At 74.4% G+C, this 11,004-nt stretch carries 13 protein-coding genes; 7 read left to right on the forward strand and 6 right to left on the reverse strand.

Going from position 1 to position 11,004, the window contains the following annotated elements; translation table 11 throughout:
• A partial coding sequence (locus AE652_RS23845; protein WP_049654811.1) for an NADPH-dependent FMN reductase occupies positions 1-529 on the reverse strand: 529 nt, incomplete at its 3' end.
• Positions 530-608: 79 nt separating this feature from the next.
• Positions 609-1,070 (reverse strand): Lrp/AsnC family transcriptional regulator, encoded by a 462-nt coding sequence (locus AE652_RS23850; protein ID WP_234348510.1) that lies wholly within the window; start codon positions 1,068-1,070, stop codon positions 609-611.
• Positions 1,071-1,258: 188 nt separating this feature from the next.
• On the opposite strand from AE652_RS23850, the gene AE652_RS23855 reads away from it, so the two are divergent.
• The 3 genes from AE652_RS23855 to AE652_RS23865 all read left to right on the forward strand — a co-directional run bounded on the left by AE652_RS23855 (position 1,259) and on the right by AE652_RS23865 (position 4,016).
• A complete protein-coding gene (locus AE652_RS23855) occupies positions 1,259-2,089 on the forward strand; it encodes a tryptophan 2,3-dioxygenase (RefSeq protein WP_049654813.1) in 831 nt (276 codons plus the stop codon).
• Positions 2,090-2,150: 61 nt separating this feature from the next.
• Complete coding sequence (gene kynU / locus AE652_RS23860) at positions 2,151-3,377, forward strand: kynureninase (protein ID WP_049654815.1); 1,227 nt, start codon at positions 2,151-2,153, stop codon at positions 3,375-3,377.
• A gap of 141 nt (positions 3,378-3,518) precedes the next feature.
• Positions 3,519-4,016, forward strand: coding sequence for a F0F1 ATP synthase subunit B (locus tag AE652_RS23865; RefSeq protein ID WP_159028539.1), 498 nt, complete (start codon positions 3,519-3,521; stop codon positions 4,014-4,016).
• 13 nt (positions 4,017-4,029) lie between these two features.
• On the opposite strand, the gene AE652_RS23870 is transcribed toward AE652_RS23865, so the two are convergent.
• The gene (locus AE652_RS23870) at positions 4,030-4,974 is read right to left on the reverse strand and encodes a hypothetical protein (protein ID WP_049654821.1); all 945 of its coding nucleotides are present in this window, start codon (positions 4,972-4,974) and stop codon (positions 4,030-4,032) included.
• A 76-nt stretch (positions 4,975-5,050) separates the two neighbouring features.
• On the opposite strand from AE652_RS23870, the gene AE652_RS23875 reads away from it, so the two are divergent.
• Entirely contained in the window at positions 5,051-5,680 is a 630-nt protein-coding gene (locus AE652_RS23875; RefSeq protein ID WP_049654826.1) for a TetR/AcrR family transcriptional regulator, read from the forward strand.
• 130 nt (positions 5,681-5,810) lie between these two features.
• Here AE652_RS23875 and AE652_RS23880 read toward each other — a convergent pair whose 3' ends face one another.
• Positions 5,811-7,274, reverse strand: coding sequence for a choice-of-anchor A family protein (locus AE652_RS23880; RefSeq protein ID WP_159028540.1), 1,464 nt, complete (start codon positions 7,272-7,274; stop codon positions 5,811-5,813).
• 319 nt (positions 7,275-7,593) lie between these two features.
• Between AE652_RS23880 and AE652_RS23885 the strand changes: the two genes are divergently transcribed.
• The 3 genes from AE652_RS23885 (at position 7,594) to AE652_RS23895 (ending at position 9,912) form a co-directional block, all read left to right on the forward strand.
• Positions 7,594-8,301, forward strand: a complete 708-nt coding sequence (locus tag AE652_RS23885) for a 4'-phosphopantetheinyl transferase superfamily protein (RefSeq protein ID WP_049654833.1) — start codon at positions 7,594-7,596, stop codon at positions 8,299-8,301.
• Positions 8,302-8,460: 159 nt separating this feature from the next.
• Positions 8,461-8,943 (forward strand): membrane protein, encoded by a 483-nt coding sequence (locus tag AE652_RS23890; RefSeq protein WP_049654835.1) that lies wholly within the window; start codon positions 8,461-8,463, stop codon positions 8,941-8,943.
• A 120-nt stretch (positions 8,944-9,063) separates the two neighbouring features.
• On the forward strand, positions 9,064-9,912 hold the full coding sequence (locus AE652_RS23895; protein WP_049654838.1) for a helix-turn-helix domain-containing protein: 849 nt from the start codon (positions 9,064-9,066) through the stop codon (positions 9,910-9,912).
• Here AE652_RS23895 and AE652_RS23900 read toward each other — a convergent pair.
• Together AE652_RS23900 and AE652_RS23905 are read right to left on the reverse strand one after the other, a co-directional pair.
• Positions 9,909-10,343: a hypothetical protein gene (locus tag AE652_RS23900; RefSeq protein ID WP_234348511.1), complete on the reverse strand. Its 435-nt coding sequence runs from the start codon at positions 10,341-10,343 to the stop codon at positions 9,909-9,911. The genes AE652_RS23895 and AE652_RS23900 overlap by 4 nt on opposite strands.
• Positions 10,344-10,539: 196 nt before the next feature.
• The coding region (locus AE652_RS23905) for an Lrp/AsnC family transcriptional regulator (protein ID WP_049654840.1) at positions 10,540-11,004 on the reverse strand (465 nt) is incomplete at its 5' end.

Raw genomic sequence — 11,004 nt, forward strand, 5'->3', positions numbered from 1 at the left:
CGAGCCGGGCCAGCACCCCGCCGATCCGCTCGCGCACCAGCGGGTCGGCGACCAGCCCGTCCGGGCCGACCGCGCCGCGCTCCAGCGGCAGCCGGACGCAGGCCTCGTCCAGCACCGCCGCACCGGTGTAGCCGAGGACGGTGCGCAGGGTGGCCTCGGCCCCCAGGCCGCGGCCCGGGCCGGCGGCGTTGATCCAGCCGGTGGGCTTGTCCGAGATCTCGACCCCGCCGACCGTCCAGTCCAGCAGGTTCTTGAACGCGCCCGGCAGCGTCCCGGCGTACTCGGGGGTGCAGACCAGCAGCGCGTCGGCCGCCCCGATCGCGGCCCGCAGCCCGGCCACCGGCTCCGGCAGCGGGTCGGTGTCGTGGTCCGGGTTGAAGTGCGGCAGCCCGGCCAGGCCCTCGTAGTAGGCGGCCCGCAGGCCCGGGGTGGCGGCCGCCACCGCGGCCGCGGTGCGCAGCACCGTCTCGTTGGTGGAACCGGCCCGCAGGCTCCCGGGCAGCAGCAGGATGTGGCGCTCGTTCGGCATGCCGGGCAACCTACCCCTTGACGTCCGCGTCAGGGCCAGTCGGCCGCGGTGCCGCGACCCGACCGCGACCCGGCGGCGCTCAGTGCGGCACCACCGGCCGCCAGGGCACCGGGCTGGAGAGGATCATCGAGCTGGACGGCTGGCCGTAGCCGCCGAGCCGGTCGCACACCGCCTCGAACTCGGCCATCGTCGACACCGCGACCAGCAGCACGCAGCACGCCCCGCCGGTGACCCGGTGCAGCTGGACCACCTCCGGCCAGGTCGGCACCTCCGGGTCGCGCAGCACGCAGCGCGGGCCGTAGCACTGGATCTGGACCAGCGCGGTGATCGGCAGCCCGGCCCGGGTGAGGTCCACGTGGGCGTGGTAGCCGCTGATCACGCCCTCGGACTCCAGCCGGCGGACCCGTTCGGCCACCGCGGGTGCGGACAGGCTCACCCGGCGGGAGAGTTCGTTGTACGAGAGCCGGGCGTCGGCCTGGAGCTCGGCGAGCAGACGGCGGTCGACGGCGTCCAAGGCGGCCTCCCGGGTGGTCGGGATCAAGGGATTTCCATTCGTAAAGCGAATCGGCTGAACGCCTCGCGAACGACAGCTCCGAAGGCGGTTGTGATGCCCGTCGACCATTCAAGCGGGGGGCACCGCCGCCGCACAATGGGCACCCGGTGGAACCCGGCAGTCCGGCTGGTCCACCGGACCGGGCGACGCGGCCCGGAGGATCTGGAGGGATCGGGATGGGGCACGACACGGTGGAAACGCCCAACCTGTCGTTCGGCCGGGGCGGAGCGCCCGGCCGGGGCACCCCGTACGCCGAGTACGTACGCCTGGAGGAGCTGCACGGCCTGCAGCACCCGCGCAGCAAGGAGCCGGCCGAGCTGTCGTTCATCGTCACCACCCAGGTGATGGAGCTGCTGTTCGACCTGCTGCGGCACGAGTGGACGCTCGCCCGGCAGGCGCTGCGCGAGGACGACCTGGCCGCCACCCTGGCCGCGCTGCGCCGGGGCACCCACGTCCAGGACGTGCTGGTGGAGTCCTGGGACCTGCTGGCCACCATGACCCCGCACGAGTTCAACTCCTTCCGCTCGCTGTTCGGCGAGGCCTCCGGCTTCCAGTCCGCCGCCTTCCTGCGGCTGGAGTTCCTGCTCGGCAACAAGAACGCCGCGCTGCTGGCGATGTACGACGGGATGCCCGACACCCGGGCCGAGCTGGCCGAGGCGCTGCGCTCCCCCGGCCTGTACGACGAGGCGCTGGCGCTGCTGGCCCGCCGCGGCCTGGCCCCGAACCCGGCCCCCTCCGAGCAGCGCTACCAGCCGTCGGCGGAGGTCGAGGCGGCCTGGCGGCGGGTGTACACCGAGCCGGAGCTCGCCGCGCTCCGGCCGCTCGGCGAGGCCCTGCTGGACGTGGCCGAGCGGGTCACCCGGTGGCGCCAGCGCCACCTCTCGGCGGTCAAGCGGACCATGGGCGGCAAGCCCGGCTCGGGCGGCTCCAGCGGGCTGACCTGGCTGCGCAAGTCGGCCGAGCAGGACGTCTTCCCGGAGCTGTGGACGATCCGGGACGGGCTGTGACGGGCACAACGGGTACGGAACGGGACGGGACGGGCAGAGGATGACGAGGGAGGGACGGGCAATGACCACGCGCGAGGACTGCGCGGCGCTGGACGCCGCCGACCCGCTGGCGGCGTTCCGCAAGGAGTTCGCCCTGCCGGACGGGGTGGTCTACCTGGACGGCAACTCGCTGGGCGCGCTGCCGGTGCGCACGCCCGAGCGGGTGCGCCGGGTGGTCGAGGAGGAGTGGGGCCGGGAGCTGATCCGCAGCTGGAACGACGCCGGCTGGTTCGAGCAGCCGTACCGGCTGGGGCGGCGGATCGCGCCGCTGGTCGGCGCCGCTCCGGCGGAGGTGGTCGTCTGCGACACCACCTCGGTCAACCTGTTCAAGGTGCTGTCGGCCGCACTGCGGCTGCGCCCGGGCCGGCGCACGGTGCTCGGCGACGCCGAGGCCTTCCCGACCGACCTGTACATCGCCGAGGGCGTGACCGGCCTGGTCGAGGGCGCGCGCAGCGCGCTGATCCGCCCCGAGGAGCTGGACCGGCACCTGGACGGGGACGTCGCCGCGGTCGTCCTCTCGCACGTCGACTACCGCACCGGCGAGCTGCTGGACATGCCCGGGATCACCGCCCGGGTGCACGCCGCGGGCGCCCTGATGATCTGGGACGTGTGCCACTCCGTGGGCGCGCTGCCGGTCGGACTCGACGCCGCCGGCGCCGACTTCGCGATCGGCTGCACCTACAAGTACCTGAACGGCGGCCCCGGCTCGCCGGCCTTCCTGTACGTCGCCGAGCGGCACCTGGCGGCCGGCCCGCTCCAACCGCTCAGCGGCTGGTTCGGCCACGCCCGGCCGTTCGCCTTCGAGCCCGGGTACGAGCCGAAGCCGGGCATCGGCCGGTTCCTGACCAGCTCGCCCTCGCTGCTCGGCCAGGCCGCCCTCGGCGCCTCGCTGGACATCTGGGAGCGGGTCGACCTGGCGGAGGTGCGGGCGAAGAGCCTGGCACTGACCGACCTGTTCGTCTCGCTGACCGAGGGCCTGGACGGCGTCGAGGTGGCGACCCCGCGCGAGCACGCCCGGCGCGGCAGCCAGGTCGCGCTGCGGCACGCCGACGGCTACCCGGTGGTGCAGGCGCTGATCGAGCGCGGGGTGATCGGCGACTTCCGCGCGCCGGACCTGATGCGCTTCGGCTTCACGCCGCTCTACCTGTCGTACACCGAGGTCTGGGACGCGGCCCGGCAGTTGGCCGAGGTGCTGGAGAGCGGCGAGTGGCGGGCGGAGCGCTTCTCCCGCCGGGGCGAGGTGACGTAGCCGACCGGGAGGGCCGGCCCCCGAAGCGGCGGCACGACCCGGGGGCCGCCGTGACGCAGCTCATGCCCGGGCCGAGTTCGACCTCCGTCGTCCTTGGGGATGCTCAAGGCTGACGGAACGTCACACCCTGGGGAGGCGTGCGTGAACCTCGAACTCGGCCCGCTCAAGCCCGAACCGGCCCCGCTGCTACTGGGCCTGGCACTGCTCTTCCTGCTGATATGGGCGCTCGGCCGCCGTCTGCTCCCGCGGATCGAACGGGTGCAGTCCGAACGCTGGGAGGCCACCGAGGGCCGCGCCGAACGCGCCGAGGCCCTGCTCGCCGAGGCCGAGGCCACCCGGGAGGCCCGACTGCTGGAGCTGGCCGAGGCACGGCACGAGGCGGCCCGGATCCGGGAGGAGTACGCCGAGCGCGGCGCGGCGGCGATGGTCGCGGCCCGCGCGGAGGGCATCCGCGCCCGGGACGAACTGCTCACCACCGGCCGCGCCCGGATCGCCGCCGACCGGGCCGAGGCGGCCCGCGTGCTGCGGCAGGACGTCGGCGAGCTGGCCGTCGCCCTGGCCGGCCGGGTGATCGGCGAACCGGTGCACGCCGTCGCCGCGCGACGTCGCACGGTGGAGCGCTTCTTCGAGGCGAACTAGCCTTGCCGGAGCGTCAGTTCGTCAGCTCCTGGACCAGCCCGCGGTAGACCGCGAAGGCCGGCTTGGGCGTGTAGTCGTCGCGCAGCAGGCCGAAGCGCGGGAACAGCCCGGCACCCGCGCTGTCCGCGTCGCGCAGCGCGAAGAACGCGTAACCGGTGACGTGGAGTTCGGCGGCGAGCCCGGCGACCGTCCGGACCACCTCCGCCACCACCTCGGCCTGCCGCGCCTCGCTCCGCCCGGGGCCGGTGGGCCAGCCGTTCTCGCAGATCCGCAGCGGGACGTCCGGCCCGATCCCGGCCCGGGGCAGCGCGTCCCGGCGGAAGCCGGTGAGCACCGCCCGTACCGCGTCGGCGAGTTGGGACGGCGGGACGGGACGGAAGACGTCCGGGAAGAAGTCCAGGCCGACGTAGTCCAGGGCGCGGTGGAAGCGCTCGTCGGCGAGCGTCCCGAGCTCGGTCCAGAAGGTGTCCGCGGGGTCGAAGGAGGGCACCGCGTTGAAGCCGACGGCCAGCCGGTCGAATCCGTGGGCCAGCGCCTCCTCCTTGGCCGCGACCACGCCCTCGACCAGCGCCCGGCGGACGTTCGGGATGCTGCCGTCCACGGGCGGGAGGTCCAGGTTGGGCTCCTCGCAGATCTGGAGCAGGGCGAGGCGGTGCCCCTCGGTCCGGACCGTCCGCCGGACGAAGTCCAGCCAGCCCGCCAACTCCCCGCTCCGCTCCCGGTACTGGACCACCAGGTCGAGCCGGCGGCCCTCGACGGCGTACCGCTCGGGCCGCTCGGGGGTGTGCTCGCCGCCCGGGTACGAGCGGTAGGCGCGGACCAGGAACTCCCCTGCACCGCCCTGGAGTTCGCGCAGGGCGGCGGTGATCCGGGCCGGGTCGTCGGGGCGGGCGGGGGTGATCACGCCGGTGTCGTCGCCCGCCAGCCCGCCGGGATAGATGCCGAAGGTGAAGGTCATGCCGCCACCGTAGCGGATATTTTTGGTGTCACCACAAGTTTTCAGTGACACCATGATTGGCGGATAGGATCCGGCCATGGGACTTCGCGAACTCAAGAAGCAGCAGACCCGGGAGCTGCTCTCCGACACCGCTATGGGCCTGTTCGCCGAGCGCGGCTTCGACCGGGTCACGGTGGTCGAGGTGGCCCGGGCCGCCGGGGTCTCGCCGAACACGGTCTTCAACTACTTCCCGACCAAGGAGGACCTGTTCTTCGACCGCCAGGAGGAGGTGGTCGCCCACCTGGCCGAGGTGGTCCGGCACCGCCCCCCGGGCAACTCGGCCGTGGACGCCGTCCGGGCCGACCTGCTGGCGGCCTTCGCGAGCGGCGAGCCGACGGTCGGGCTGAACCCGGGGATCGCGGCGTTCTGGCGGATCGTCGAGGACAGCGCCGCCCTGCGGGCCCGACTGCTGGAGCTCGGCGAACGGGCCGAAGCGGCGCTGGCGGCCGCCCTGGCCGAGGAATCGGGCGCCGCACCGGAGGACCCGCTCCCCCGGGTCGTGGCCGGAGCCGTCGCGGGGGCCCACCGGGCGGTGCTCGGCGAGATCCGGCGGGCCATGGTGGCCGGGGAGCCGGCCGAGGCGGTACGGACCCGGGTCGAGGCGGCGGTGCGGCACGCCTTCGGCCTGCTCGCCTCGGGCCTCGCCCACTACCCGGCCGAGCGGTAGGCGGCCGGACCGGAGGAAGCCCGCGGCGCCGGGGACGGGAACGGCGCAGGCCGCCCGGTCGGGTTCGACTCGGGCGGCCTGCGCCGCTGTCCGGCTGGTCAGTTCGTCAGTTCGTCAGCCGTACGGTCCGTCAGCTGTGGCGGCCGCGGCGACGGGCGGCCAGTACGGCCAGACCGCCGAGGCCGAGCAGGCCGACGCCCGCCAGGCCGAAGACCACCGGGGCGTTGCCCGCACCGGTGGAGGGCAGCTCACCGCCACCGGGGTGCTGGCTGGTCGGCGCCTTGGTCGGGTGGTGGCTGGTCGGGCCCGGACCGGCGCTCGACGTCGTCGCGCTGGCCGACGGCGAGGTCGGCGCCGGAGAGGTCGGCGCGGGGGACGTCGGGCTCGGCGACGTCGGGCTCGGCGACGTCGGGGACGGGGAAGTCGGGGACGGGGACGTCGGCGACGGCGACGTGGGAGACGGCGACGTCGGACTCGGCGAGGTCGGCGAGGGGGACGGCGTCGGCGAGGTCGGCGACGGGCTGGGCGTCACGGCGCAGTCCGGCAGGTCGCCGTCGAACGGGTAGCTGTGGATCTCGTAGCCGCCGGTACCGGTGTGGACCAGGTTGCCCGCCAGGTACACCCGGCCGTTCATGCCCGGCTGGGCGATGGTCGTGGTGCCGCCCGGGTTGCCGGCCATGACCGAGCCCTGGAACTGGGCGCTGCCGAGGATCTGCGCCGAGGTCGCGGTCGGGAAGTTGTACATCAGCTTCGAGCGCATGTCGGTGGTCTGGTCCCCGGCCAGGCCGGTACCGGTGTAGGTGTTGATGATCGGACTGTCCCCGAGCATGTTCACCACGACGGTGGCGCCGGCCGGGATGTTGTTGAAGACCAGGCCGATCTGCCCGCCGGACGGCGAGGCGAGGTTCTGGGTGACGTTGAAGACCTGCTTCATGCTGGTCCCGTCACCGGTGAAGGTCGCCTGGCTCGGGGAGATGTCGACGGTGCCGGTCGCGGTGGCCCGGCCGACGCAGTCGGAGACCTCCTCGATCTGGGTCAGCACCGACTGGTAGGGCGCGGCCGCGTTCGGGTCCTGGATCGACTCGCCGGTGGGGTCGATGTTCACGGTGCCGGTGACGGAGCCCGCGTGGCGCAGGTTGCCGAAGGCCGGGCCGTGCGAGTCGCTGCCGCCGATCAGGATCGCGTTGCCGGTCAGCACGTCGACGTTGCCGCCGGTGGTCACGAAGTCGCTGCCGTTCGGCGGTACCACGCGCGAGCCGACGCCGACGACGCCCATGTTGTAGATGCCGCCGCCGTTCTTGTCGACGGTCAGGTTCCCCAGCGTGACGATCTTGCCCTCGGCCTCCGCGGCGCGGCCGGTCACCGTGTAGTCGCCGCCGGTGAAGACGTTGATGGTGGCGTCGCGGCCGGGGAAGTCGCCGTTGTTGGGCGGCGGCCAGGTGGCGGGGCAGTCGGGCCCCGAGCAGGCGCCCAGCGGCGGGGCCAGCGGGGCGGCGGAACCGACCGTCAGCACCGCGGCCAGCGGCAGCGCGGTGAGGGCGGTCGCCACCGCCACCCGGACGGCCCGGCGCCTTCGTGTGGCCGGTGTTCTCACGGCGGTCGTTCTGTGATCCGGCGAACCGGTGGCCTGACCCATCGACAATTCCTCCGTGCATGAGAAAAGGACAGGCCGGGACGACCTGCCATGTTCCGTGCCATCTGCTGGCGATCTCACAGATCCGGGACATCCAACCCCAAAACGGACCATCCGCACTTTACAGACCCTCAGATCGGATCCGAAATTCATCCGTACGGAGCAGCGCTTCCTCGGGCGGGCGCCGACGGACGGCAAGGCCCTCGGGCGTGTCTTCGAGGTGCGTGCCCCGGCGTCGCCCCGCAGACGCGAGTTCGAAGACAGGCCCTAAGTTGGAGGCATGACCACCGAGGCCCAGGAACAGAGCGCGCCGCTCGTCGCCGTCGCGTCCGCCGACGCCGTACTGCGGCACCCCGAGGCGGGCGAGCACCTGCTGACCGCCATGGAGCGGGAGCGCGCCGCGCGCTTCCGGCACGAGTCCGGGCGGACCGACTTCACCGCCGGCCACGTCCTGGTCCGGCTCTGCGCCGCCCGGCTGCTCGGCGTACCGGTGGCCGGCCTCGTCCTCGCCCAGCAGTGCCCGGACTGCGGGCTCGCCGACCACGGCAAGCCCTACCTGCCGGACCACCCCGGGGTGCACGTGAGCCTGTCGCACACCCGGGGCGTGGTCGCGGCCGGCGCCGGGTTCCAGCCGGTCGGGGTCGACGTCGAGCTGTCCACCCGGGGCGGCTCGCTGCGCTCGGTCGCCCGCCGGGTGCTCGCCCCGGCCGAGCTCGCCCTGGTCGAGGCCGACCCGGAGCCGGAGCGGGCGTTCCTGCGGCTCTGGGTGCGCAAGGAGTCGCTGATCAAGATCGGGCGGGCCACCCTGGACACCCTCGGCCGGGTCGACCTCTCCGCCCTGCCGCTGACCGTCCCGCCGGGCGCCCCGCTGCGCAGCCGGTACGAGGACCTGCACCTGCTCGACTGGACCGACCCGGAGCACGCCGCCGCCGTCGCGGCCGTCAGCACCGCCCCGCCCCGGATCGTGGAGCTCACGGCGGCCGGCTGAGCGAACGGGGCTGGACGCCGGCGGCGGGCTCCGGCGCCCACCCGCGCGGTGGGCCGGTGAATAAGCGGTGTTAGCGTGCCTGGTCGTGGGCCCGCCGATCGCGTGCGCCCCGCCCCCAGCCGACCAGCTGCCCACCGGAATTCAAGAGGGTGCCCCGCCATGGCCAAGTTCCTGCTGAGCCTGCACGTCCTCGTGTCGGTCCTGTTCATAGGCCCGGTCGCGGTGGCCGTCAGCATGTTCCCGCGCCGGGCGAAGGCCGCGCTGGCGGGCGGACCGGACCGGGCCTCCGACGCCGGCGTGCTGCGGGTGCTGCACCGGATCACCCAGGTCTACGCGCTGCTCGGGGTCGCGGTGCCGGTGCTGGGCATCGGCCTGGCCCAGGTGATGGACGTGCTCGGGCAGTCATGGGTGATCGTCTCGATGGTGCTGACCGCGATCGCCGCGCTCTCCCTCCTGCTCTTCGTGCTGCCCGGCCAGCAGGCCGCCGTGGACGCGCTCGAACTCGACCCGTCGGACGAGCGGCACGCCAAGGCCGTCGGCGGCCTGAAGCTGCTGCCGATGACCGCCGGGGTGTTCAACCTGCTGTGGGCCGTGGTCGTGGTGCTCATGGTCATCCGCCCGGGGTCGAGCACCGGCGTCTGAGCCCCTGATCCCCCGGGCTCTGATCCCCCAGCCCTGATCCCCCGGGCCCCGGGCTCCTTGTCACCTAGTCCCCCGCGCCCCCTCCCGCCGACCGGGGTGGTTCGAGTACCGTCCTGGGCCATGACGATCATGGCGGGCATGGGCAGCCCGACGGGAACCGGCGTCGGTCCGCTGCTGCGCGGCTGGCGGGTACGACGGCAGCTCAGCCAGCTGCAACTGGCACTGCGAGCGGACTCCTCGGCCCGCCACCTCAGCTTCGTCGAGAACGGCCGCTCCCGCCCCAGCCGGGAGCTGGTGCTGCGGCTGGCCGAGGAGCTGGACGTCCCGGTGCGCGAGCGCAACGCCCTGCTGCTGGCGGCCGGTTACGCCCCGCACTACCCCGAGACACCGCTGGACGACCCGTCGATGGCCGCGCTGCGCGGCGGGCTGGAGCGGCTGCTGGCCGCCCACGACCCGTACCCGGCGGTCGTGGTCGACGGGTCCTTCCGGGTGCTGGCGGCCAACCGCTCGCTCGGACTGCTCCTGGCCGGCGTCGCCCCGCACCTGCTGGAGCCGCCGTTCAACGCGATCCGGATCACCCTGCACCCGGACGGGCTCGCGCCGCGCATCGTCAACCTGCGGCAGTGGCGGCGGCACCTGCTGGAGCGGATGGAGCGGCAGCTGGAGCTGGTCCGCGCCGAGCCGCTGCGCCGGCTGTACGAGGAGGTCCGCGGCTACCCCGAACCGGCCGGCGACCCGGCGGACGAGCCGGCCGACGACCGGGCGGACGGGCCGGCCGCGTACGGGTCCCCGTTCGCGCTGCCGCTGCGGATCCGGTACGAGGAGCGGGTGCTCTCCTTCCTCTCCACCATCGCGACCTTCAACACGCCGCTGGACGTCACCGTCTCCGAGCTGGCCATGGAGACCTTCCTGCCGGCCGACGCGGAGACGGTGCGGTTCCTGCAGTCCGTGGTCGGCCCCGAGCGCTAACCCTGCTGCCGGGCCCGGCGCCGCAGGGCGGTGAACTGGAGGACGGCGAACAGGGCCACCGCCGCGGCCTGCACCGGGATCCAGACGAACCCGGCGGTGGTCGGCTCAAGCCACGCCTCCATCGCGACCAGGCTGAGCACCACCCAGGCCAGGTTGACGCCGATCACCGCCCGCACCCCCGGCCCCGGCGGCTGCCGCCGGGCGGCCAGCGCGCCGACCGCGAGGGCGTACCCGAGGAGGAGCAGCCCGACCTCGACCAGGGTGGTGCGGCCCGCGCCGAGCAGCTCGCCGAGCGGACCGGAGAAGGCCAGGTAGGCCAGGCCGTTGCCGCCGGTCACCAGGGCGTCCAGGGTCAGGGCGCCGCGCACCGTCCACGGCGAGAAGACGGAACCGGGCCGGGCGGGGCTGAGGGTGTTCGCGTGGGCGGACATGGCGGATCGCCTCCTGTCGGGGGTGGGCCCCGGGACCGTGGCGGCCGCACCGGGTGTCCCCACCCTGCCCGGCCCGGCGGCGGGCGTCGATTACCCCGCAGGTAAGGGCGGGCGCCCGCACGGGCACGGTCGTCGGGCTACGGCCGCCGGGCCACGGGCAACGCGGGCTACGGCCGCCGGGCCACGAGCAGTCGGGCTACGGCCGCCGGGGTGGCTGCCGGAGCAGGACGCCCGCCCGCTTCACCGCGCGGGCGGTGATGGTGGTCTCCGCCCGGGTGACGCCGAGCGGTCCGAGGGTGTCGGTGAGGAAGCGGTACAGCTCGCCGTGGTCCGGGCAGAACACCGTGGCCAGCAGGTTGGCCGGGCCGCTGGTGGCGAACACCCCGTGCACCCGCGGGTGGCGGGCCAGCACCGTGCCGACCTCGGCGATCCGGCCGGGCGGCACGTCCAGCCAGAGGTTGGCGTCCACGGCCAGGCCGAGCAGCCGCGGGTCCACGGTGGCATGGGTGCGCAGCAGCCCGGCCCCGTCCAGCCGGTGGAGCCGGCGGCGCACCGTGGACTCGGGCGCGCCCACCGCCGCGGCCAGTACGGCGTGGGACTGCCGGGCGTCCTCGCCGAGCCGCTCCAGCAGCGCGCGGTCGAGATCGTCCAGCGGCGGGGG

This window comes from Kitasatospora sp. MY 5-36 (assembly GCF_001182915.1).
Classification (GTDB): Bacteria; Actinomycetota; Actinomycetes; order Streptomycetales; family Streptomycetaceae; genus Kitasatospora.

Bases quoted from the DNA above. Each gene is read 5' to 3' on its own strand.
- AE652_RS23855 (WP_049654813.1), top strand. From the start codon at position 1,259: ATGGGGCACGACACGGTGGAAACGCCCAACCTGTCGTTCGGCCGGGGC.
- kynU (WP_049654815.1), top strand. From the start codon at position 2,151: ATGACCACGCGCGAGGACTGCGCGGCGCTGGACGCCGCCGACCCGCTG.
- AE652_RS23870 (WP_049654821.1), bottom strand. From the start codon at position 4,974: ATGACCTTCACCTTCGGCATCTATCCCGGCGGGCTGGCGGGCGACGAC.
- AE652_RS23875 (WP_049654826.1), top strand. From the start codon at position 5,051: ATGGGACTTCGCGAACTCAAGAAGCAGCAGACCCGGGAGCTGCTCTCC.
- AE652_RS23885 (WP_049654833.1), top strand. From the start codon at position 7,594: ATGACCACCGAGGCCCAGGAACAGAGCGCGCCGCTCGTCGCCGTCGCG.
- AE652_RS23890 (WP_049654835.1), top strand. From the start codon at position 8,461: ATGGCCAAGTTCCTGCTGAGCCTGCACGTCCTCGTGTCGGTCCTGTTC.
- AE652_RS23895 (WP_049654838.1), top strand. From the start codon at position 9,064: ATGACGATCATGGCGGGCATGGGCAGCCCGACGGGAACCGGCGTCGGT.
- AE652_RS23900 (WP_234348511.1), bottom strand. From the start codon at position 10,343: ATGTCCGCCCACGCGAACACCCTCAGCCCCGCCCGGCCCGGTTCCGTC.